22 protein-coding genes and 1 pseudogene are annotated in these 23,570 nt (G+C 43.1%); 13 read left to right on the top strand and 10 right to left on the bottom strand.

From position 1 onward, the window contains the following. Nucleotides 1-240: 240 nt before the first annotated feature. The 5 genes from FED51_RS15125 to phnD form a co-directional block, all read right to left on the bottom strand. A complete protein-coding gene (locus FED51_RS15125) occupies nt 241-597 on the bottom strand; it encodes an SH3 domain-containing protein (RefSeq protein WP_053430614.1) in 357 nt (118 codons plus the stop codon). Between the two features lie 77 nt (nt 598-674). Further along, nucleotides 675-1,475 carry a phosphonate ABC transporter, permease protein PhnE gene (gene phnE / locus FED51_RS15120; protein ID WP_053430615.1) on the bottom strand — a complete coding sequence of 267 codons (801 nt, stop codon included), beginning with the start codon at nt 1,473-1,475 and terminating at the stop codon, nt 675-677. After that, nucleotides 1,475-2,266, bottom strand: coding sequence for a phosphonate ABC transporter, permease protein PhnE (gene phnE, locus FED51_RS15115; protein ID WP_053430616.1), 792 nt, complete (start codon nt 2,264-2,266; stop codon nt 1,475-1,477). Before phnE (FED51_RS15115) ends, phnE (FED51_RS15120) begins: the two co-directional genes overlap by 1 nt. After that, nucleotides 2,259-3,035 (bottom strand): phosphonate ABC transporter ATP-binding protein, encoded by a 777-nt coding sequence (gene phnC, locus FED51_RS15110; protein ID WP_053430617.1) that lies wholly within the window; start codon nt 3,033-3,035, stop codon nt 2,259-2,261. Before phnC ends, phnE (FED51_RS15115) begins: the two co-directional genes overlap by 8 nt. 118 nt (nt 3,036-3,153) lie before the next feature. Further along, complete coding sequence (phnD, locus tag FED51_RS15105; RefSeq protein WP_010899118.1) at nt 3,154-4,095, bottom strand: phosphate/phosphite/phosphonate ABC transporter substrate-binding protein; 942 nt, start codon at nt 4,093-4,095, stop codon at nt 3,154-3,156. A gap of 258 nt (nt 4,096-4,353) precedes the next feature. Here phnD and FED51_RS15100 point away from each other — a divergent pair, with 258 nt between their 5' ends. The 5 genes from FED51_RS15100 to FED51_RS15080 all read left to right on the top strand — a co-directional run bounded on the left by FED51_RS15100 (nt 4,354) and on the right by FED51_RS15080 (nt 9,931). Then, nucleotides 4,354-5,184, top strand: coding sequence for an HAD family hydrolase (locus FED51_RS15100; RefSeq protein WP_053430618.1), 831 nt, complete (start codon nt 4,354-4,356; stop codon nt 5,182-5,184). A gap of 38 nt (nt 5,185-5,222) precedes the next feature. Then, nucleotides 5,223-6,854, top strand: coding sequence for a putative bifunctional diguanylate cyclase/phosphodiesterase (locus FED51_RS15095; RefSeq protein ID WP_010899116.1), 1,632 nt, complete (start codon nt 5,223-5,225; stop codon nt 6,852-6,854). A gap of 159 nt (nt 6,855-7,013) precedes the next feature. Then, entirely contained in the window at nt 7,014-9,062 is a 2,049-nt protein-coding gene (locus tag FED51_RS15090; RefSeq protein ID WP_010899115.1) for a chemotaxis protein CheW, read from the top strand. A 15-nt stretch (nt 9,063-9,077) separates the two neighbouring features. Then, nucleotides 9,078-9,545 (top strand): chemotaxis protein CheW, encoded by a 468-nt coding sequence (locus FED51_RS15085; protein WP_010899114.1) that lies wholly within the window; start codon nt 9,078-9,080, stop codon nt 9,543-9,545. Between the two features lie 23 nt (nt 9,546-9,568). After that, complete coding sequence (locus tag FED51_RS15080) at nt 9,569-9,931, top strand: response regulator (RefSeq protein WP_010899113.1); 363 nt, start codon at nt 9,569-9,571, stop codon at nt 9,929-9,931. 191 nt (nt 9,932-10,122) lie between these two features. Here FED51_RS15080 and FED51_RS15075 read toward each other — a convergent pair whose 3' ends face one another. The 3 genes and pseudogenes from FED51_RS15075 to FED51_RS21600 all read right to left on the bottom strand — a co-directional run bounded on the left by FED51_RS15075 (nt 10,123) and on the right by FED51_RS21600 (nt 12,319). Next, nucleotides 10,123-11,340 (bottom strand): ISL3 family transposase, encoded by a 1,218-nt coding sequence (locus tag FED51_RS15075; RefSeq protein ID WP_138090659.1) that lies wholly within the window; start codon nt 11,338-11,340, stop codon nt 10,123-10,125. 40 nt (nt 11,341-11,380) lie between these two features. Then, nucleotides 11,381-11,762 (bottom strand): annotated as a pseudogene (locus FED51_RS15070) (transposase); the annotation flags it as partial. 431 nt (nt 11,763-12,193) lie between these two features. Beyond that, nucleotides 12,194-12,319 carry a hypothetical protein gene (locus FED51_RS21600; RefSeq protein WP_010899111.1) on the bottom strand — a complete coding sequence of 42 codons (126 nt, stop codon included), beginning with the start codon at nt 12,317-12,319 and terminating at the stop codon, nt 12,194-12,196. A 1,012-nt stretch (nt 12,320-13,331) separates the two neighbouring features. On the opposite strand from FED51_RS21600, the gene FED51_RS15065 reads away from it, so the two are divergent. Next, entirely contained in the window at nt 13,332-14,165 is an 834-nt protein-coding gene (locus FED51_RS15065; protein ID WP_010899110.1) for a YitT family protein, read from the top strand. Nucleotides 14,166-14,544: 379 nt separating this feature from the next. Here the strand turns inward: FED51_RS15065 and FED51_RS15060 are convergent, their stop codons facing one another. Beyond that, the gene (locus FED51_RS15060; protein WP_053430620.1) at nt 14,545-14,904 is read right to left on the bottom strand and encodes a YhjD family protein; all 360 of its coding nucleotides are present in this window, start codon (nt 14,902-14,904) and stop codon (nt 14,545-14,547) included. Between the two features lie 119 nt (nt 14,905-15,023). Here FED51_RS15060 and FED51_RS15055 point away from each other — a divergent pair, with 119 nt between their 5' ends. From FED51_RS15055 to FED51_RS15045, 3 genes are all read left to right on the top strand, one after another. Further along, nucleotides 15,024-15,245: a hypothetical protein gene (locus FED51_RS15055; RefSeq protein WP_010899108.1), complete on the top strand. Its 222-nt coding sequence runs from the start codon at nt 15,024-15,026 to the stop codon at nt 15,243-15,245. 6 nt (nt 15,246-15,251) lie between these two features. Beyond that, nucleotides 15,252-16,025: a (2Fe-2S)-binding protein gene (locus FED51_RS15050; RefSeq protein WP_138090657.1), complete on the top strand. Its 774-nt coding sequence runs from the start codon at nt 15,252-15,254 to the stop codon at nt 16,023-16,025. Between the two features lie 293 nt (nt 16,026-16,318). Next, on the top strand, nt 16,319-16,612 hold the full coding sequence (locus FED51_RS15045; RefSeq protein WP_010899106.1) for an IDEAL domain-containing protein: 294 nt from the start codon (nt 16,319-16,321) through the stop codon (nt 16,610-16,612). 68 nt (nt 16,613-16,680) lie between these two features. On the opposite strand, the gene FED51_RS21185 is transcribed toward FED51_RS15045, so the two are convergent. Continuing rightward, entirely contained in the window at nt 16,681-16,854 is a 174-nt protein-coding gene (locus FED51_RS21185; protein WP_153231711.1) for a hypothetical protein, read from the bottom strand. Between the two features lie 258 nt (nt 16,855-17,112). On the opposite strand from FED51_RS21185, the gene FED51_RS15040 reads away from it, so the two are divergent. From FED51_RS15040 to scpA, 4 genes are read left to right on the top strand one after another with little or no spacing between them, the layout of a single operon-like run. Beyond that, on the top strand, nt 17,113-17,763 hold the full coding sequence (locus FED51_RS15040) for a TetR/AcrR family transcriptional regulator (RefSeq protein WP_175414355.1): 651 nt from the start codon (nt 17,113-17,115) through the stop codon (nt 17,761-17,763). A 3-nt stretch (nt 17,764-17,766) separates the two neighbouring features. Continuing rightward, the gene (locus tag FED51_RS15035) at nt 17,767-19,317 is read left to right on the top strand and encodes an acyl-CoA carboxylase subunit beta (protein WP_053430624.1); all 1,551 of its coding nucleotides are present in this window, start codon (nt 17,767-17,769) and stop codon (nt 19,315-19,317) included. 52 nt (nt 19,318-19,369) lie between these two features. Further along, complete coding sequence (locus FED51_RS15030; RefSeq protein ID WP_053430625.1) at nt 19,370-21,415, top strand: methylmalonyl-CoA mutase family protein; 2,046 nt, start codon at nt 19,370-19,372, stop codon at nt 21,413-21,415. A 10-nt stretch (nt 21,416-21,425) separates the two neighbouring features. Further along, a complete protein-coding gene (gene scpA, locus FED51_RS15025; RefSeq protein ID WP_053431941.1) occupies nt 21,426-23,552 on the top strand; it encodes a methylmalonyl-CoA mutase in 2,127 nt (708 codons plus the stop codon). Nucleotides 23,553-23,570 lie beyond the last annotated feature (18 nt).

Genomic DNA, 23,570 nt, shown 5'->3' with positions numbered 1-23,570 from the left:
GTCTCCGTTAAACAGTCAAAGGCAGCATCCGTAGTCAAGGTGCTGCCTTAATAAATAGAGTTGGAAAGGATACTAATGGTCTAGTAAAAAATGAAGTGAGGTGGTGAAACAGCCCGAGTTTACAGTAGCTTTCGTTAGTATAGAGACAACCATTGTAGATGTTCAGATTTAGCTTCAGTAGAGTCTTATCCTTAAAAAGGTTCTAAACATATAGTGAGGACAGAAAAGAAAAAACTCTCATTATTTAACTCGCTGCTCCACGTTTTCTTTCGGAATCCAGCCGACTTCACCGCTCGTTTGCTGACGACACCAAATCCAACCGTTTAGCTCTTTTAGCTTCACTACGATTTCTCCTACGTCTACGTTTAATTCTGTCGCTGTATAGTCGTCCAATGCTACTCCTTTTGAGCCTTCGATCGCAAGCAGTTGCTTCGGAACCCAGCCTTTTAAACTACCATCCGCTGTTTGACAGAAATACCAGTGATCCCAAGGCTTAGGGCCGCTATATTGTTCGCCTATATGGACAGATTGTCCCTTCACAAGCGTAATCGGGTTTGGGTAATTCGTGCGATGTTTCTTTTTTACGATATAAAGCATGAAAAGTCCTCCTTTTGAAAGAAGAAGCCAAGCAAAGGAAGATTCCGATGCCTAGCTTCGTGTGCACGGATGTTAAGTTAAACAATTCGCTTACGGATCGCCGCACTAATGTAATCGATCAATGTGACGACAATGATGATGACGAGAAGAATCATTCCGACTTCATCCCAGTTTCGGTTTTGCGTCGCAATCGAAACGAGCATCCCGATCCCCCCAGCACCGACAATCCCTAAGATCGTGGAGGCACGAACATCGATTTCAAATCGATAAATCGCGTAGGATAGAAATTCTGGAAGGATTTGTGGAACGATCCCATACACGAGAACTTGTAGCTTGTTTGCACCATTGGCCTCAAGAGCTTCGACGACGTTCATATCAATCGATTCAATCACTTCGCAATAAAGCTTCCCGAGCATCCCGATCGAGCCAATCGCGATGGCTAAGACCCCAGCAAACGGCGATGGACCGACGGCTGCGATAAAAATAATCGCGAGCATTAATTCTGGAAATGCACGGATTGCATCCAAAGCCCACTTCGATAACGTGTTGAAAAACTTATTTTTTACCATATTACTGGCTGCAAAAAAGCCAAATGGAATTGCTAGAATGGCAGCCATCAACGTACCAGTATAGGCCATTGCCAACGTTTCCATCATCGCGTTTAATACCTTGGAATAGGTGAGCCAGTCAGGAGAAAATAGTTGCGGAATCACTCGCCCCATGTTTTCGATTGTTCGTTCACTAAAGATGCGTCCCCAATCAATATTAATAGAGGTAAACGTCCAAGTATAAATCGCAATGACCGCGATCGCAACGGCAATGTTACGAATCGTTTTCGCAGCAGAGCGCGGTTTTTTTGGAGGTAACGTAAGATTCATTAGACAAGTCCCTCCCTAATCTTATTACTAATGTAATCAATGACAACGACGGCGGCGAAAATAATGATGATGATCGTGGAAACGTTTGGATAATTGAAAAAACCGAGCTGCTGTTGCAGAATCAAACCGATTCCACCAGCACCAACGAATCCAAGCACAACCGACGCCCGCACGTTGACTTCAAATACATATAAGCTAAACGAAACAAACTGAGGGAGGACTTGTGGCATGACAGCATACCAAATGACTTGAATGGTGTTGCCTCCTGATGCACGAATCGCCTCAAGCGGATTGAGATCGATCGCTTCAATCGTCTCATACAAGAGCTTCGCTAATAAGCCAAGCGAGAAAATAATAAGGGCCATAATTCCAGAAAAGACACCGATTCCAAAAATGCCCACGAAAATGACCGCTAATAAGATGTCAGGAATCGTCCGTAAGACATTCATAATAAAGCGAACGGGCATATGAATGGCCCGATTTGGAAACAAGTTTGCCGCTGATAGCAAGCTAATCGGAATGGAAATGATGGCTGCCACGGTTGTCGCGATGATCGCCATTTGCACAGTCTCTGCCAAGTACCCCCACACTTGAGAGGCATATCCCCAGTTCGGTGGGAACAACTCTGCGAACATAGAGAAAATACGCGGAGAGCCTGAAATTAAATCAGGGATCGAAGACCCTGTTCGTGCGGATGTAAACACGTACATGCCGACGATGGCAACGAGGAGCACGGTCATCCGGAGCTTCGCCTTGGACGAGATGACTCCTTTAACCTCTTGCTTACTCATTGTCCTGACCTCCTACTAGGTCATCTTCACGAATTTTTCTACCGTAAATTTCCTCGAACGTTTCCTCGCTCACTTCACTAGCAGGTCCATCAAATACGACCTCACCTGCACGCATACCAATAATTCGATCGGCATATTCCATCGCCATGTCGATGAAATGCAAATTGACAATCGTTGTAATTTTATCTTCCTTGTTGATCTTGCGTAAATAGGTCATCACTTGATGAGAAGTCGGCGGATCGAGACTTGCCACAGGCTCGTCGGCTAAAATTATTTTTGGTTGCTGGGTCAACACGCGAGCAATTGCGACACGCTGCTGTTGACCACCACTCAGTTGATCGGCCCGTTGATACACTTTTTCGGCAATGTTAACCCGTTGCAAGCTGCGATACGCAAGTGCCACATCTTCCTTCGGATAAAGGTTTAAAAGGCTTGCGAACGTTCCAACATGACCGAGGCGGCCAGAAATGACATTTTTCATCACAGATGAACGTTTGACAAGGTTGTAGTTTTGAAAGATCATGCCGACCTTTGTGCGAAGCTTACGTAACTGTCTTGAAGAATAGGGAAGAATGTTTTCACCATCAATAAGAAGTTCGCCTTCGGTTGGGGTGACAAGTCGATTCATGCTGCGTATGAGCGTGGATTTCCCGGCACCAGAAAGGCCAACAATGACGACAAACTCTCCTTCGTTAATTTTTAAGTTTACACCTTTTAACCCTTGTGTTCCGTTTGGATAGACGAGAGACACATTTTTAAACTCTATCATCGGACATTTCCCTCATTTCATAAATGCTAGTAAAGTGACAAACGCCTACATACAAAAGAGAAGGGGAGGTACCCACTCCCCTTCTTCTTTGTCTAAAAAGCAGCTTTGAGCTGGATCGTTAATCTAATGACACTTGGTCAGAGAATAGCTCATACGTTTCGCGAACGATATCGTATTCATCATCAGATGCTTCTTCAATAGCATCCCAACGATAAACGTCATTCAAAATCTTGATCATGTCTTCATCTTCATTGAATGAAAGGAATACGTCACGAATTTGGTCGATTAACTCTTGAGGAAGTGTATTCAGAACAGAAATAGTGTCGTTTGGAATTTCTTCTGTATATCCGATAACACGAAGATCTTCCATCGCTTCAGGATAGTCGCCTTCGATGATTTCACGGGCGTCTTCAAACGTTGTCGCCACATCAGCACCGCCTTCTAAAACAGTGATGAGGGCATTGTCATGGCTACCCGCTTGAATTTGATTACCGAAAAATGAATCAATTCCATCAGCAGGGACATCGTATTCTGTCACTAATTGAGCGGCAGGGAATAAGTATCCTGACGTTGATGCAAGGTCACTATACACCCAAACTTTTCCTTCAAGGTCTTCAATCGATTCAATATCGGAATCTGCAAGAACGGTATATTGGGCACGGTATGTACCGCTGCCGTTACGGACAGACTTGAGGATGACTTCGACTTGAGGATAGCGATCGGTTGCAAGGACATAACCGAATGCAGGAATGAAGCCAATGTGTACTTGATCGTTGCCCATGGCTTCAACAAGGCCAGTGTAATTTGTCATGACTTGTCCACTAACTGGAATACCAAGCTCTTCAGAAAGACGCTCAGCAAGCGGCTCTACAGTATCGGCAATTTGATCAGATTCGCTGGATGGAACAAATCCCATAATAAGCTCTGACGGCATTTCACCAGCTTCATCGGCGCCATCTGCCTCTCCAGATCCTGCTGTGTCGCCGTCGTCAGAAGTTCCACATGCAGCAAGGACAAAAACAAGCATGCTTACTCCCAAAAAGTAAAGCATTTTTTTCATTTTGTAAAACCCCTTTTTTTATGTATTTTTTAAAGTTTGTTACAGTTGAATTATATAAGATTGTGTAATAGATTGCTAGCGAATTTTGTAACTTTACGGAATTCACAAAGTTCATCGTTTTCACATGTTAACTTTACATTATTTTAATAAAGTAATTCGTAAATTCGTTTTTTTGATAAAGTTATTTGCTTGATTTGTCGTAAAAACTTATAGTGATCTTAATAAGGAACTTTTAGATGAAGTGAGGGAACAAAAGATATGAATCCAGTGTTGAAGTCAAGTAGGCTTGTCATTTTTGATTTGGATGGCACATTATATGAAGGAACAGACCATTTTGATTATTATGCGAACCACTTAAAGCAAAACGTCCCGCAGAGCCAGCAGTTAGATTTTTGGCGCGATTATACTGCGATGAAAGATGGGCATCACCCTGTTCAAATCGGAAAAGGATATGATGTGAAACGTGATTTTATTTTGACGATTGACCCAATGACGATCTCTGTCCAATCAGTTCAAACATGGGATGGCTCATACGTACCAGCTGAAGAATGGGAGACGCTTTATTCTGATCCTGTTTCATTTGATTTTGAAACCATCATTGCAGTTGGTGATGGCTGGTGGTATCCATTTGTCACAGCAAAGCATTATGGTGTCGAAGATTGTTATGCAAGCTATGTTGCGACAAAAGAATATATGGTGACGGATGAGTTTGAGTTAACTCCTCTTCCTGGTTTGCGTGAAGGATTGATTGAATTAAAGGCGACAAAAGAAATCGTCCTTGTGACGAACAGTGACCGAGAAGATGTTCAGCGCTTGCTACATGAGCTTCATTTACATGATGTATTTAACCATATTATAACATCAGCAAAAAAACCGACGCGAACGACCGATATATTTAAAGAGGTGGTGCATCAGTATGAAGTGGACATGAGTCAAGTTGTCTCTGTTGGGGATAATTTTATGAATGAGATCGCTCAAGCGTTAACACTAGGCATGCAAGGTATTTACATCCATCCCCATAGAGCGTCAGAAGTTGCTCATGACCATTTAACTGTCATTCGTTCAGTTGTTGAGTTGTTCAAAAACTAGAGCTTTAGAAACCAATACATACGATAGGGGATGCACGTATGCCTAACCAATCCAACGAATCAAGACCATTCCATAAAGACCTAGAGTCGATTTTATATGCCCACGTCCCGTTACCGATGTTTACGATGGATGAAGAGGGAGCCTTATTAAATATGAATGAAGGTGCGATGGAAACCCTTCGTGTTGACTGGGAGCAAAATCAGAGGAGCAGTGTGTTTCAACTGTTTGAATCAGAGTGTCGAGAATCTCTTTATTTAGCATTGGCTACCGTCAATAAAATATCGCAGGTGGAGAAAGTCGAACTCATTAAACGAAATGGAGAAACCTTTGAAACCTTTTGCCTCTCTTTGCAGCTTCTTCCTGACAAGCAGGTGATTGCGTTCATTGCTCCTTTGATCGACAAGGGGATGGATCCGTTAACAGGGGTGCCGATTCGTCAAGAAGTTCCACGCCTAATGGAACGTACCTTTCAGGAAAATCAGGCAGAGACGTATGTGCTTTTCCTTATTAATTTGGACCGTTTTAAGCTCGTCAATGATTCGTTAGGGGAAGGTTATGGTGATCAAGTGTTGCAAACACTCGTTAGGAGGTTGCTTTGGCAACTACCGAATCAGCAATGGATCGCACGGGTGAGTGGAGATGAATTTATTGCCTGTGCTGCGATCAAAGGGGAGCTGCCAAAAAAGGAAACGTTGGCAACTTATATTTCCTCTATCATTCAGCAGCCATTTCAAGTGGATGAAGTGCAGTTTACGATGACCGCCAGCATCGGGGCAGCGGTTTATCCAATGGACGGAAAAAGTGTAGAGATGATCTGGAATTCATTAGAGCGCGCATTGCGACATGCTAAAGCGCGAGGCGGTAATTGTGTCTCCTGGTTTTGCCAAGAGTTGAAAGACGAATGGATTCATCCTTTTCGGCTAGAAAATGATTTGCGTCGAGCTGTTGAAAATCAGGAGCTTGAGCTTTACTTTCAACCAATCTTTGAAACGACAACGGGAGAGCATTGTGGCGAAGAAGTGTTGGTCCGTTGGAATCATCCAGCTCTAGGAGTGTTAGGGCCAAATTTCTTTATCCCAGTAGCTGAAGAAATTGGTTTGATTGGAGTTGTCGGCAAGTGGGTGTTGGATGAGGCTTGTAAGCAAAAGGCGCTCCTTATTGAAAAAGAAGCTAGTTCGGTCCCAATGTCAGTCAATCTTTCTTTAAGGCAGTTTTTACAACCAGACATTGTCGATATGATTTTAGATAGCTTAAACAAATATGGTTTAGACCCCTCTTTGTTAGAGGTCGAAGTCACTGAGCGAATTACAATAGATATGAATCGTGCGATGAAAGTACTCCAAAAATTAAGGGCACAAGGGATCCGAGTAAGCCTCGATGACTTTGGTACAGGGTATAGCTCGCTTCAATATATAAGCCAGTTACCTATTCAAAAGTTAAAGATTGATAAATCCTTTATCGCAGAGATTGGCGTGAACTCTCAAGTGGAAGCCATCATTTCAATGATCATTCACCTAGGTCATGAGCTCGATTTAACTGTCGTTGCGGAAGGTGTTGAAACGGAAAAACAGCTTTCTTTTTTGAAGGAGAAAAAGTGTGACACTGTCCAAGGCTATTATCATGCGAAGCCGTTAACCTTTTCTGAATTTAAAAAATATTTATTGAGCTAAAATAAGACAATGCCAAAGATCCTAGGTTATTTTTCTTATTTTTATGGAGAGTGACCGTTCGAAATCGCAAAATTTATGGTAATATAAAAGAAGTTTCATGTATAATCTAGTAAAATGGTATTATGTCTTCTAGGACTATACGTATCGAGGTGAAAAATCTTGAGTCACTCTGAATATTTAGAAGTATTTATTGATGAAAGTCAGGAGCATTTACAGGCAATCAATGACAATTTATTGAAGTTGGAAGTTTCACCTAGCGATCTTTCAATTGTCGGGGAAATTTTTCGTTCGGCTCATACGTTAAAAGGAATGGCTGCTACGATGGGCTTTGAGGATTTAGCCCACTTGACACACAACATGGAAAATGTCCTCGATCTAATTCGAAATCAAAAGTTAGACGCAACCTCAGAAGTACTTGATGTGGTATTTGAGGCTGTCGACGACTTAGAAGCGATGGTTGGTGACATCGCTTCAGGTGGAGACGGAAAGCGAGATGTTACAAAAGTCGTCGTGATGCTTGAGCAGATTGAGAAGGGGGAAACTCCTGATGCTGGAAAAGCTGTGCACACACCGAGTCCTGCTGCCGGTCAACTAGAGCTTTCAGGTAGTTCCATCATTGAGTCGTACGATGAATTCGAAATGACGGTTTTGGATCAATCGTTCGAACAAGGGTATCAAGCCTATCAAATTGAAGTGACTCTTGATGAGAAAACGCTGCTTAAAGCAGCACGAGTATTTATGGTGTTTGAAGTTCTTGAGCAAGTGGGGGAAGTGATCAAATCTACACCTTCTGCGGAAGAGCTAGAAGAGGAAAAATTTGATGAGCGCTTTCTAGTAACGTTACTTACGAAAGTGGACGGCGAGGAAGTGAGGCAGCGAATTTTAAAAGTATCAGAAATTACGGCTGTCGACATTTGCTCTCTCGACAAACAGGCCTTACAAGCATTAAAAGAAACGCAACACACCCAATCGGACAAGCAGGTAGACGTTGAAAAAGCGGAAGAACAGACGGAGAAAAAAACGGCAACTACGACTCCTTCTGATAAAAAAGGCGTGGAAGTAAATAAAACGGTTCGGGTCAATATTGAGCGGCTTGATGTATTGATGAACTTGTTTGAAGAACTAGTCATCGATCGGGGGCGGTTAGAGCAAATCGCGAGCGAACTTAATCAAAATGAATTGAATGAAACAGTGGAGCGAATGTCCAGAATTTCTGGTGATTTGCAAGAAATCATTTTAAATATGAGAATGATGCCAGTGGAGCAAGTGTTCAATCGCTTCCCGCGGATGGTTCGTAGCTTGTCGAAAGAATTGAACAAGAAAGTAAACTTAGAAATTGTTGGCGCAGAGACAGAGTTGGACCGAACAATTATTGATGAAATTGGGGATCCCCTCGTCCATCTCATTCGAAATTCAATTGATCACGGCATTGAAACACCTGAGGTTCGGCGTGCGGCAGGAAAGCCTGAGGAAGGGACGGTCATTCTCCGAGCATTCCATAGTGGGAACAATGTATTTATTGAAATCGAGGATGACGGAGCCGGCATCGATCGTGATAAAGTGCTACAAAAGGCGCTGACAAACGGTGTCGTAACAGAAGAGGACGCCGCCAAAATGAACGATTCCCAAGTGTTCCAGCTATTATTTGCTCCAGGTTTTAGCACGGCTGAAAAAATTACAGACATTTCTGGTCGAGGCGTAGGGCTTGATGTTGTGCAGAGCACATTTGAATCAATTGGAGGGGTTGTGAGTGTCACCTCAAAACTCGGAAAAGGCTCTCTTTTCTCTATTCAATTGCCGCTCACTTTGTCCATCATTGATGTGATGCTCGTCGAGGTTGCGGATGAGAAATATGCGATTCCACTTTCCTCGATTGTGGAGACTGCCATTGTGAACAAAAATGAAGTGTATAGTGCCCACAACCAAAAGGTGATTGACTTTAGAGGGAAAGTCGTTCCACTTGTCTTCCTCTCGGACATTTTTGCTGTTCCAGAAAAACGTGAGGCTGATGAACTCTATTCCCTTGTGATCGTACATAAAGGGGAGAAGGTTGCTGGACTTGTTGTTGATTCATTAATTGGCCAACACGATATCGTTCTTAAATCACTTGGGGATTACTTGACTGATGTTTTTGCAATCTCTGGTGCAACGATTCTTGGAAATGGCCAAGTGGCACTCATCGTGGATACAAATGCGCTTATCAAATAGCAAGGAGGGAGTTAAATGGTGTCCAGCGAAATGGCAACAAAAAACGATTTAAAGCTTATTGTTTTTCAATTAGGGGATGAAGAGTATGCGATTGAAGTGGACTATATTCAGTCCATTGAGCGGATGCAACCAGTGACGCGAATCCCTGGAACCCCTTCATATGTTATAGGTGTCATGAACCTCCGTGGGGTGATTACACCAGTCATTAATTTACGAGCCCGCTTCGGATTACCAGCAAAGGCGCACGATGATTCCACTCGGATACTTGTTATTGCCGATGATGGGGTTGAAATTGGCTTTGTTGTAGATGGAGCTAATGATGTCGTCGACGTTCCTGCTGAAAAAATCGAGCCGACTCCTGAAGTGGTTGGTGGTGTACAGGAAGACTACTTACGAGGTGTTGTAAAAGAAGAAGATCGTTTATTCACCTTGTTAAACTTAGAAAAAGTAATCCAACGGAAAAAGGGACAACTCTCAACGTAGAATGAAAGGATAGGTAGATAAACATGGCAACCGTATTAGTCGTGGATGATGCGGCATTTATGAGAATGATGATTAAAGACATTTTAACGAAAAACGATTTTGAGGTCGTAGGAGAGGCAGCGAACGGAGAAGAAGCCGTTCAATTATATAAAGAGCATTCACCTGACCTCGTCACACTCGATATCACGATGCCTGAAAAAGATGGCATTCAAGCATTGAAAGAAATTAAAGCTTATGATGCAGATGCGAAAGTCATTATGTGCTCGGCGATGGGACAACAGGCGATGGTTATTGACGCTATTCAATCAGGGGCGAAGGATTTCATCGTTAAACCATTTCAAGGAGATCGCGTCATTGAAGCGATTAACAAAGTACTAGGAAAATAAGAGCTACCTTAAAGAAAACTTCGAATATTTACGGCTACAACTTAAAGGCAAGGTAAATGAGTTAGGCTAAAGGTCATCTAAGTCGTCTCTCAAAGGAAGCGGAGAAAACAAACAAGTCGGGGCTGTCCAAAAGCACCTTAAAACATGGTTCTTAGTCAAATGTTGGGGTGGCATAGGAGGGCGAGCCCCTCTTATCCTACCCCGAATGTCTGATGTTTGAATTGATGATGCAAGAGAATACGGTTTCGCAAGCGATCATAACGCCGAAAACCAAAGGCATTTCTCTTAATCACCTTCGTTTGATTATTCAGTCCTTCGATAAAACCATTGTTTAAGCCAAACGCGAAGCTATTCAAGATCTCGGTCTGCCAGTTCTTCAGCGTCTGAATGGCTCGGTGGAACTCCTTTAACGGGCTCGCCTCCACTCTTCGGTAAAAGGCGTAGAGCCCTTGCTTCACCTCGCTCATTCGTCCTTCCCTTCCTTGCATCTTCGCTTCTTGATACCACCGACGAAAATGTTCTTTTAGCTCATACGCTTCCCTTAAATCAGGGGATAGCTCTAAGTACCGCTCCATCTTCTTCTTTTGCTTATCATCCAGTCCTTCTCTCTCTTTCTGAAACAGATGTTTGATCCGTTTACATCGTTTTCGATGATACGGATGGAACGCTTTTTGCACTCGGCGGCGAACCCCTTCCAGAGCCCAGTAGATGTAACGACAGAAATGGAACGGATCCCCAATGATGAGCGGGTGGCCTAAGGCCTTTTGAACAGCCGACTTGAAGGTATAACTAAGATCCATCACGACCGTTTTTACATGATGACCCTTCTCTTGAAGATATCGTTTAAGCGTATCGGCTTTACGATCCGGTAAGATATCCAGTGGCTTCCGTGTATCTGCATCCGCAATGATCACTTGATATTTCCCCGCTTTCGTATCCCCTTTATAATCGTCAATCGCAATCCGAGGAGGAAGGTGATCCACCTTCTTCACGAGCGGTGCCGCCAATTGACCAAATCGGCGCATGGCAGTTGTCACGGACGTTTGGAATTGATTCGCTGTGTCCGTAAAGTTCTTCCCTTGAATGAGCCGCAAGCGAAACGCTTGATTCCATTCCACTGTCTGGCGCTGATATCGCTCTACAAAACAGGCTTTCTCCGCAAACCGCTTCCCGCATCTGCACGCGTACCGGCGCTTTCGGTAGAATAGATACACCCACCGTTCAAAGAGCTTGAGATGTTGAATTTTTTGGATTCGGTCATCATGAATTCTCTCGGTTCTCTCCCCGCAGGATGGGCAACGATGAGGCGTTCGCGGCATTTCTACATGGAGCGCGATAAAGTCCTCTCGTTCCTCCATCTTTGTGACCTTCACACCTTTTAATCCGGGCAAATCCATGGTAAAATTCATCGTACACGCAGCTCCTATCCTTTCTTTGTTTCTCGACAATTCAAGGATAATGGATAAAGGAGCCTGCGTGCATTTTTTTTGCCCTCTTTTGTGCAAAAACCCCAACATTTATTGTAGAGCCTAAAACATAAAATCGGGAGATCCATTTGATGCAGTTCTCCCGATTTTTGTGTTGATTTGTGTTCTTTGGTTTCTTCGAGCGACGATCCACCGTCGCTCGTTCCTTAGGTTGTGGGCAAGGGCCACAAGCCCGAGCTCGATGTGCACGTTTTCCTTGCCGCGAAGATGTAGCCTTCGGAAGCCGAGGATTTGTTTTTTGGGTAGAGCGTTCGACCTTCTTCGCTTTTCAGTTTTTGATTTTGCTTCGCTTTGAGTTCCTCATACACTGGAGTGTAGTGTACCTGTCGATTTCCCCAGGCCTCATAGGAAGCACGATTTGATTCATGGTATACTGCAGATAAGTAGCCGTTTGGTTACGCAAAAAAATCGCCTTCTTTCGTTTGAATTTTGGTAGTGGTACCTTCATTTTAAACGATTGGGCGATTTTTTTATGTTCTTTCGCACGTTAATGGGAGTCGAACGGCGACAGGCGGCGACTCCTGCGGGAAAAGCAACAGCGGAAGATCGCCGAGAGTGGGGTTCTCGAGGAAGCTGAACCGTTGCCCGTGGCAAAGAAAACACGACGAATGCAAACAAAGTGTGCGTGAGTTGATGTTGCACTTGTGCCTGTGATGAAAGCGTCCGTCAAGTCGCCATTTCGAACGAATAAGCAAAGGAGCTGCCTCAAAAGATAGATTTTTGAGACAGCTCCGATCTTATATTTCAGGATGCTTGTGGGACATTCCCCACTTGATTATTTAAAAGCTTTTATACCTAGTATATAGTGAACAAAAAGGAAAACAAAAATCATCATTCCTACACCAATGATCAATCCTCTAATTGACTCATGAGAGAATAATTTTTTAATTAGTTGTTTCATCAGTTTCCCTCCTTAGGTTTTCTAATAGTACTAAGCTAGGAGGATCAGTGTACTGCCGTATTTTATCGTAATTAAATAACTGTTAATTTTTAAAGTAGGAACAAATGATTTAACTAGATCATTGTAAAACGTAATAATTAGATTTGGACTTTGAAATGATAAGGAAAAATTTTTAGTGTGCTTATAAGTAGTAGAGAATGAAAAGGAATCAATCTCTACTACATTACTGGGTGCATAATGAGTTATACGATTAGATAAATCAGTTCCGTTTTTAGAAAAAAAGATATTAAGGATAGTTAGAAAATATATTAAAATGAGGATGATGAATGTAGTCTTCATATTTATACTTTCTCCACAATAATTTGAGTTAATTATAATACACTTATAATTAAAATTACAGAAAAATCGCTTAATTGATAGTGATAAGTATGGTATTTTCAGATTTGAAAGCTCTGCCAAAAAAGAAAACCACTAATTAATTTAGCAATTGCTAGACGAACTTCTGATTTCATTAACATTAGTTATAGACATAATGAGTTTTTAGTTCCATATATGGATATTATCGCTAAACCCAATCCACCTAGGAATACGTATTTGACTTCTGCTCTTGTGACGATCCTCCAATCAAAAATTGTATTTATAGATTACACATTCGATACTTTGCATGTGCGTACTCCATCACATTTCGCTCTTTTCTTTTAAAACCAAATTTTTTATGAAAAACCCCCTTTCCCATTGAAGTGCAATGAATTTCTTGTTGAAAATTGGATCTAACCAATGGATGGAAGAAATAGTGGAAATCTTACTTTGTTTTAGCTTGTTAATCGGTCTATAATAAAAAGCAAGTGCAGCATTGTAATATAAATAGCAACACCTATAGAACAGACAAAAAGCCCTTGATGCTTTGTCTAATAGGAGTTGAAGAAAATAGTCTGTAATCTTTATAAGGACTCCGATAATCTCTGATAAAAAAGATGAGAAGTATGAATTTGAAGGAACGGGTGATGATTCTGTGAATAAATTGTTTGATTATTTTATACTAACGATTGGATCTATTATTGTAGCAGTAGGACTTGAATTAATATTAGCGCCTAATAGTTTAGTAGATGGTGGAGTAACAGCAATTGCAATTATGCTTAATGCAATTTTTAATTTACCAATTTGGCTTGTATTCGTACTATTAAACATCCCATCTTTGTATGTGTCTGGTAAATATATGGGTAAAAAATTTATAATAAGAACCTTGTATGCGAACATCATTACTGCCTTTGCGCTAGTTAATATGGCTCCTTTTCCAGCAATAACAACATCTGAGGTATTAATTGTACTTTATGGAGGCTTGTTACTAGGGGTTGGAGTGGGGCTCGTTGTAAAGGCCGGTGGTGCTATAGATGGTACAGAGATGTTGGCTATATGGATTAATAAAAAATACCATATTCCTATTAGTAAGTTTTTATTGTTAGTTAATGCTCTGATTTTATCCACAGCTGCATTTGTATTTTCTCTAGAACAGGCCATGTTTTCGATTGCCGTCTTTTTTATTGTAACGAAAACAATAGATTTTATACTTGACGGAATTAATCAAGGGAAGTCAGTTATGATAATCTCAGAAAAACCGGAAGAAATAGGACAGCAATTAATTGATGAGTTAGGTATGACAATTACTTACCTTTATGGAGAAGGAGGATATAGCAATCAAGAAGTCCACTTAATTTATTGTATTACAGATCGTTTTAGGTATCCAAAGATAAAAGAGATAGCCCTTTCCATTGATCCTTCAGCAATCCTAGAAGCATCGTTTGTAACAGAAACAACAGGAGTGAAGAGGAAATCATTATTTAATTAAAAAAGAAATCAACATAACATCTTTTCTCTAACTTTCCTTTAAAATGAATAGGCAAATAAGTTCTTTTGATTTCTCTGAGGAGGATTAGAGAGAGTGGGGTCTTGTCAGCTTATAAATTTTTTTCTTTTAAGGTTTGGGAGTATTTTTATCCTTGCTTCCGCAATGCTTGGAATCATTTTGTTTCAGTCTGCCCCTGCTATTACCAAACGATTGTTTAAGACGAAGCAGGCAGAGCAGAAATGGCAAGTTCCTAGCTAAACAAACAAGGAAGGCTTTTCTTCCTTGTTTTTGTTTTGAGTAAGAACAATTATTTTCTAGAGAAGGCTGGAAGTATAAGATAACCGAGCGTTGCTAAATTAAGACTTAGGGGGACAAGCTTTTATTGTTTAGTCTCCAGTTTAAAAAGGTGTCGCTTCATATAGGTGAGAGCGTCGTGTTTCAATCTGGCATTCAACAATGAGAAAGTCCCTTCATATCCTTTAAAGTAGTAACTGTATTTCGTGAAAAATCCGTCGTTCTTTTCTTTTTTGATCGTTAATTGCTGTTTACGTAAAGCGCGCTGGAGAGCCCCGATTTCTCGACCTACTTCATGCATACGTTCCGTTAGAAACGAATGAAGCGACTCCTGACAGAAGAGCGAGGAAGCCTGTAACGTGTTAAAATCTTTCTCTAGTGCTTGGCGAACTAGTGTTAAAATAATATAGCGTTGCACCAGGTTTCGCTGTACTTCATCTAACATGCCAGTCACCACCAAAATTAAAATAGGAACATGTGTTCGTTGTTTATTGTACCCCTTTTCTGCTACAATGACAAGTACCATTTAAAAAACAAGAAGATAGATCGGAGCGATAGGTCAAGATGAGACAATTAGAAATTATACAGCGTTGGATTGACGAAAATCAGCTTGTTGTCATCTCCTTGCTCGAAGACGACCGAAAAGTCATCGGCCGAATTTTACATTATGATTCTAAAAACAGGGCATGTCTTGTCTATGATGATGATGGTAAAAGTGTTCATCATCTAGCTCTTACAGAAATTCAGTCTATTAAACGGACAGATGGAATGAAAAAAGGTGGGTGATCATTGATGGATGAAGAGATTCAGCAACAATTGAAGGAAATGTTTTTCGTCCATACATTTCCTGCGGAAAAGGTAGATCTAATGATCACAGAAACAGGACTTGTTGGCAAGGAAGGCGCATGGAAAATGGTGGAATGGCGAAATGGAATTTTGAAAGGGAAAGAGTTAAAAGTGGGAGGCGCAAGCATGATCAAGCCCTTCTCCCTCCTATTTGCTGCCCACTACTATTTAGCGTCTGTTAAGAACCAGTGGCTTCTATTTGATGAACTGGCGTTTTTCTCTAAAGGGAAGGAAGTAGGATTTGAGCTCAGGCGGGCCAGACTAGAACCATTAGCACTGAATGACATTTCTTCATATTTTACTGCACTTGCGAAACGAATTGCCCCGATCATTGAAAATATAGCAGAAGTGGCTGATTTGCCGAAAACCCATGCCTTCGGTTTACTAGCATTTCCCCTTTATCAACAGCAAAGTGCGTGGTTAAAAAAAGAAACTGATCAAACGACCGAACTGCGAATCCGGACAGATGGTGAGGTTTTAAAGCAGTTAAGTGGAGACGCATTTGGCTTAAAACGAAATCCGTTCGATGTAAAGTTTCGTTATGTCAGCAGTTGGGCGGACCCGAACGAACATGTTCGAATCAAACCTGCCTGTTGTTTAAGCTATTTAAAGGAAGGAGGAAACTATTGTTACTCCTGTCCGAAAATGGACACAGAGCAGCGGGAAGTGCGGGCAGCCCAATTGCGAGAACAGGCAGCCCAGCAGCAAAAGTCATCCTAAAAACAGGATAAATTGATTAGTAATGGATTTTCATTAAAATCGTACGGTTCCTCACGCAACTTTAGGCAGATGATCATTCGATCGTAGTTAGCATCGCCTACTGTCACGAGCATAAGAGTGCTCGTAGATTGATACTAAATTTCCGAAAAAAAGAAAGAATGAAAAGGTTTTCGATTGAGTTATACGGGGAATAGAAAGGTAAACCAGAGAATCAGCACTTATCTGGTTGAAAAAACGCTATGGCCGGCAACAATCGGAGAATGGAAATTTTAATAAGAAAGGGGATGCGGACGATGAGCCAACATTTTGCGATGGAGCGGCAGGCACTACGTCAATTGCGAAAGTTGAGAGTCGAAAAGCGTCCTGAGTCCGTTTTACAATCGTTGTACGCTCAAGCCATTTTAGAATATGCGATCTTTGCATATCGAAAAAAGGAAATTGACGAAGCGATCGATCAGGCGCTAGAAAAACGGGATCAAGACGCATTTATGTCACTTACGAACAAGCGTCAAGTATTTATAGACGAGTATAAAAACGGAAAAATAGTTGAAGAGCAAGGGCATAAACTCCAATTACTCTTTTTTTAACAAAAGAATGCTCACCCTTTCGGCGGGTGGGCATTTCTTTTAATGGCTACTGCAAAGCACTTTAATGATTAGGTTAAATGCAAGTAAGCATTTTGTTGAAGCGGTTCCTTTAAGATCATCACATCATAAAGCAAACGCAACGCTTCTTCTTCGTCCATTACTTGAATCGTATCATTGTACGTTTCACGTAGAAAGCGGTCATGCTCTAGCAACGATTGCATTTTAGCTTTTTCAAACTTCACCACAACCCCCACCTTTACAACCTCTCTTTGATAAAATATGAGCTTTTGGCCAAAGGGTGCAAGCTCTTCACTATTAATTTTAGCATGTCCAATAATAGAGAGGTAAATCCAATTCAGCGTTATTTTTTCGCGGGAGAAGTAGATTAAGTGAGATTGTCATCAGTATTTATTGACAATGGTGCGAACGTTTCATAAAATGAAAGCGGATACAAACGAAGGACTGACTAGTCGGTCTGATCGAGGAGAAGGGTGGAACGTATATTGAAAAGATCAACAAAGGAGCGAATTATCGAAACGGCCCTCCTTCTTTTTGAAGAACATGGGTTTCACGCCGTAACGGTAGATCGAATCGTGCAAGAAAGTGGGACGTCGAAGGGAGGATTTTATCATAATTTTAAATCAAAGGATGAGCTATTGTATACCATTCATGATTCGTTCATTACGTATGTGCTTGAAAAAGCGAGAGAAGCGTATGAAAAGTATGAAACACCAGCAGAACGTCTCCATGCTACGGTCCGTTCGTTTGTCATGATGTTTGATTTTTATCGTCCCCATGTAACCGTATTTTACCAGGAGTCATTATATTTAAGTTCAGATTACTTTAAGGATATTAAAAAGAAACGTGATCAATATAAACAATTAATGTTTCGTTTAGTCAAGGAAGGGATTGACGCTGGTGAGTTCCGAGAAGAAATCCCTGTCCCGATTACATCCATGGCTATTTTTGGGATGATCTACTGGACGTATAAATGGTATAAAACATCCGGAATGTACTCTGTGGCGGAGATTGCAGACATTTATGCTGATTTAGTACTGCACGCAGTGTTGACGCAAGAAGCATTGACTCGTCCTGATTATCAATCGCTGTTTCTTCAGCATGGTTTAAGGACGGGTGAAAGGAGTGTGTAACGAATGGATATGTTTGATCGGATTCATGAAATGGAAGTACGTCGCGATAAAGTGAAGCTCGGGGGTGGATCAAAACGGATCGATGCCCAACATGATCGAGGAAAGCTGACGGCACGTGAACGAATCGATTTGCTCCTTGATGAAGGAACGTTTGTCGAATTAAATCCATTTATCGAGCATCGTGGCTTGGATTTTGGAACGGCTGAAGCCCCTGGTGAAGGCGTTGTTACCGGATATGGAAAAGTCGATGGGCGACTCGTGTTTCTTTTCGCTCAAGACTTTACGGTTTTTGGCGGGGCGTTAGGAGAAATGCACGCGAGGAAAATCACAAAGGTGATGGACCTTGCCGCGGAAAATGGGGCCCCGATTATTGGTCTAAATGATTCAGGAGGGGCACGAATTCAAGAAGGTGTTCGTTCCCTTGATGGATATGGGGAAATTTTTTATCGGAATTCGATTTATTCAGGTGTCATCCCGCAAATTTCAGTGATTTTAGGTCCATGTGCTGGGGGGGCTGTCTATTCTCCGGCAATCACTGATTTTGTGTTCATGGTCGAAAAAACGAGTCAAATGTTTATCACAGGCCCGAAGGTGATTGAAAGCGTGACAGGGGCAAAAATAAACAGCGAAGATTTAGGCGGGGCGAAGGTTCATTCCACGATAAGCGGAAACGCCCATTTTACTGCCGCTTCTGAAGAGGGGGTTTTACAGCAGGTACGGAATCTCCTTTCCTATTTGCCTTCGAGCTTTGAAGAAAAGCCCCCACATCAACGAGCGAAGCATCCTGTTCCCCTTGACGAACGGGTGCAGGAATTGCTTGACATTGTCCCTGTTGACGGAACGAAAGTATATGATGTGCGCCACGTCATTAAAAAAGTAGTGGATGATGAACAGTTTCTTGAGGTCCAGCCTCAGTTTGCCCGAAACATAGTCGTTGGTTTCGCTCGAATCAACGGGGATACAGTCGGAATCATTGCCAACAATCCGAAAATGATGGCTGGCGGTTTAGACATTAATTCATCAGACAAATGCGCACGGTTTATCCGCTTTTGTGACTGTTTTAATATTCCGCTCATTACATTTGAGGATGTAAGCGGATTCATACCGGGTGTTCAGCAGGAGCATGGGGGAATTATTCGCCACGGAGCAAAGATTTTGTACGCCTATTCTGAAGCAACGGTGCCGAAAATAACCGTGATTTTGCGGAAGGCCTATGGCGGAGCGTACGTCGCATTAAATAGTAAAGCGATTGGAGCCGATCTTGTCTTCGCATGGCCGAATGCAGAGCTAGCTGTTATGGGGCCTGAAGGGGCGGCCAATATTATTTTTGCTAAGGAGATAAAAGAAAGTGCCAACCCTGATGCCACTCGGCAAGCGAAAATTTCAGAGTATCGCGAGCGGTTTGCCAATCCATACGTAGCGGCTGCCAATGGAATGATTGATGATGTGATTGACCCACGAGATACACGAAAAAGCCTAGTGAGTGCCCTTGCGATGTTAAAAAATAAAAAGAAAACTCTTCCAAAGAAAAAGCACGGCAACATTCCTTTATAGTGAGTGTGCCGGAATTGGGAAGGAGGGAAGCGGCCCTGCTGCCGCAATAAATATGACAAAGCAAGTAGATTTAGATCTTTTTGCAGAGTTTCCGATCCCTACGTACGATGAATGGCGCAAGGTAGCTGAGGCATCGTTGAAGGGAGCAGCCTTTGATCAAAAGCTGTTGACGAAAACGTTAGAGGGACTCACCCTTGAACCAATGTATCAGCAGCGTGATGTTGATGAACTTCACATAAGTGAGCGCCATGTTCATCCAGTCAAACGAAAAAACGGGAAATGGCTCGTCAGCCAAGAACTCACTCAAGGGACACCAGAATCGTTTAACCGTACAGCTAAAAACGATCTAGCAAGAGGACAGACCGCCCTTCATATGGTTATTGATCAAACGGTGCGGGATGGTTTATCGCCTGCGGATCAAAAAGGGGAGACAGGACGAACAGGACTCCTCTTATACAACCATGAGGATATGGAGACAGCGCTAGAAGGAATCGATGTCAGTAGTGTACCAATCCATTTAAATGGAGGAGCGGTTCAAACACCGTTTCTTGCTAGCTTACTTGCGATTGCCCCCACATCCCTTCATGGTGTGGTTGGTGCTGATCCGATTCATGAGTGGGTGAAAAAAGGCTCCTTGTCATATTCATGGCGAACAGTTTTTGATGAGCTATCCCATAGTGTACAAGTGGTAAATGAGCGAGCGCTTGATTTGAAAACGATCCTTGTTCAAAGTCATGTGTATCATAATGGTGGGGCTACTGCGACTGAAGAGCTTGCCTTCCTTCTCGCAACAGGTGTCCAATACGTCCGCGCGCTCCTAGAACGAGACATCGCTATTGATGACATCGGTAGAAGCTTCTGCATGAGCGTTTCTGTCGGCTCTGATCTATTTAAGGAAATCGCTAAACTCCGTGCTCTACGTTTGCTATGGGCTAACATTATGGAGGCGTTCGGTGCTGAGAAAGAAGGGCGAAACATATGGCTCCATGCGCGGACGTCTTTTTACACAAAAACGGTCTATGACCCGTATGTGAACATGTTACGTGGGACAGGTGAAGCGTTTGCCGCCGCTGTAGGAGGAGCAGACAGTCTTCATGTCAGCCCATTTGATGAACCGATTCAAAAGCCAAGTCCATTCTCGCGTCGGATTGCGCGAAACACGTCCATAATCCTTCAAGAAGAAGCTCACATCGGCCAAGTGGAAGATCCAGCAGCAGGATCATGGTATGTAGAAGTACTTACGGAAAAGTTAGGTGAAGCCGCTTGGTCATTATTTCAAACGATAGAATCTGAAGGAGGAATGATTGCCTCCTTAGAGAAAGGTTTACCACAGCAATGGGTAGAACGATCAAGGCAAAGACAGGAACAAGCAGCGGAAGTAAGAAAAACTGTGATGGTCGGGACGAATCGTTATGTGGCGATCGATGAAAAGCCACTGACAAAACAGGAAGAAGAACCAATAGCACCGTACAGGAAAGCCATTCGGACAAAGCAAGAAAAGCATCTAAAAGCATCAAATTATCCGTCTCTCCTCCAAGCAGTAAAGGAAGGGGTCCCTTTTAGTAAGCTACTAACGGCACTACAAACAAAGGAGGCGGTACCAACCATTGCATCTATAAAAGAAACACGCCTTAGCATGAGCTATGAAGCTCTAAGAAAGGCGACCGAGCAATGGGTGAAAAGGACTGGTGATCGTCCGCGCGTGACTTTATTAACGCTAGGTTCCCTCGCGTCCCACAAGCCTAGAGCTGATTTTGCCCGGGAACTGTTTCAGGTTGGTGGGTTTCAAGTGGACACGACGACCGGGGTTACCTCAACCGATGAAGCATTACGCCAATTGCAAGAAAAAACGGGGAACCCGATCGTTTTATGTGGCCGGGATGAAGACTACGAATCATTAGCTGCTTCTCTGATTGAAGCCGTTCGCGAGGCGCATCCGAACGCCATGATCTTACTAGCGGGTAACCTTTCAAGTGAAACTTTACAAGCATACGAGCAAAAAGGATTGTATGGTACGATCCATGTTCGAACGAACGTTTTCCAGTTTATGAACGAAGTGTTGATGAAAAGAGGGGTGATCCGCGATGCAAACACCTGATTTTGCAACGATGTCATTTCCGCGAAGTTCTTTGTCTATAAAGAGCAAAGAAGCTAATGTAGCCTTTGAAACAAATGAACAGATCCCCGTCAAAACCTTTTATACAAAAGAAGACATTCATGGCATGAAACACCTTAATTACGTCGCGGGTATCCCCCCTTTTTTTCGCGGGCCTTACCCAACGATGTATAAAACACGCCCATGGACGATCCGGCAATATGCAGGGTTTTCCACAGCTGAGGAGTCAAACGCCTTTTACCGACGGAATTTAGCAGCTGGACAAAAAGGACTTTCGATCGCTTTTGACCTTGCCACTCACCGCGGCTATGATTCTGATCATCCGCGAGTGGTCGGTGATGTAGGAAAAGCGGGAGTGGCTGTTGACTCCATCTTAGACATGAAAATCTTGTTTGACGGTATTCCCCTTGATCAAATGTCGGTTTCGATGACGATGAATGGAGCCATTCTGCCGGTGATGGCATTTTACATCGTGGCAGCGGAAGAGCAAGGGGTGAAGCAAGAACAGTTGACGGGAACGATTCAAAATGACATTTTAAAAGAGTACATGGTGCGCAACACGTACATTTATCCACCAGAAGCATCCATGAAAGTGATTGCCGATATTTTTGAATATACGTCTAACTATATGCCGAAATTTAACAGCATCAGCATTTCTGGCTACCATATGCAGGAGGCCGGAGCGACAGCTGACTTGGAGCTTGCCTACACGCTAGCTGACGGCTTGGAGTATGTGCGCACAGGGATGAAGGCGGGATTGGATATTGATGCGTTCGCACCAAGGCTGTCCTTTTTCTGGGCGATTGGTATGAATCATTTTATGGAAGTAGCGAAAATGCGGGCCGCTCGGCTCATTTGGGCAAAGCTCATGAAACGGTTTAACCCGAAAAATCCAAAGTCACTCGCCTTAAGAACCCATTCGCAAACGTCAGGCTGGTCGCTCACTGAACAAGATCCGTACAACAATGTCGTCCGCACATGTGTCGAGGCCCTTGCGGCAGCGCTCGGTCATACCCAGTCTCTTCATACAAATGCACTGGATGAAGCCATCGCCTTACCGACCGATTTTTCCGCCCGGATCGCTCGTAACACGCAACTGTATTTGCAGGATGAAACGGGAATTACGAACGTTCTTGATCCGTGGGGCGGTTCGTATTACGTCGAGTCGCTGACAGCCGAGTTGCTGCAAAAAGCATGGGCCAATATCGAGGAAATCGAGGAGCTTGGCGGAATGGCGAAAGCAATCGATACAGGATTGCCGAAAATGAGAATTGAGGAAGCGGCAGCGCGTCGTCAGGCAAAAATTGACTCAGGGAAAGAAGCGATCATCGGTGTGAATAAATATCGCCCAGATACAGAAGAACCCCTTGATATTCTCGACATTGACAATACAGCGGTTCGGGAAGCACAAATTCGCCGCTTAGAAAAGCTAAAAGCAGAGCGTGATGAGGAACGGGTACAGCAGGCGTTAAATCGAATCACAAAGGCGGCAGAAACAGGGAAAGAAAACTTGCTTACATGCGCGGTAGAAGCAGCACGGGCGCGGGCATCGTTAGGTGAAATTTCGATGGCGTACGAGAAGGTGGTAGGTCGTCATAAGGCGGTGATTCGATCGATTAGCGGTGTGTATCGTTCTGAATTTGGTGAGAAAGAAGAAATGGCACGTGTGAGGGAAATGACGGACACGTTTTATGAACGTGAAGGACGGAGGCCACGGATCATGGTGGCAAAAATGGGCCAAGACGGCCACGATCGCGGGGCAAAGGTCATCGCAACCGCTTTTGCTGATATGGGCTTTGACGTTGACATCGGTCCGCTATTCCAAACTCCAGAGGAAGCAGCATTGCAAGCGGTTGAAAACGATGTTCATGTTCTAGGTATGAGCTCTCTGGCTGCAGGACATAAAACGCTCCTCCCTCAAGTGGTAGATGAATTGAAAAAGCTCGGTCGTGAGGACATTATGGTCATCATCGGCGGTGTCATTCCCCCTCAAGATTATGACTTTTTGAAAGCGCATGGAGCTGCAGCCGTTTTCGGACCAGGTACGATCATTCCTGTATGCGCCCAGCAAGTGCTTCATGAGATGAACCGCCGTCTAGGCTATGAAGGGGAAGCATAGCACTTCCCTTTACTACAA

Source organism: Halalkalibacterium halodurans (assembly GCF_005671335.1).
GTDB lineage: Bacteria > Bacillota > Bacilli > Bacillales > Bacillaceae_D > Halalkalibacterium > Halalkalibacterium halodurans.
The sequence above is the reverse complement of the archived record's forward strand: the minus strand, read 5'-3'. Positions and strand labels throughout refer to the sequence as shown.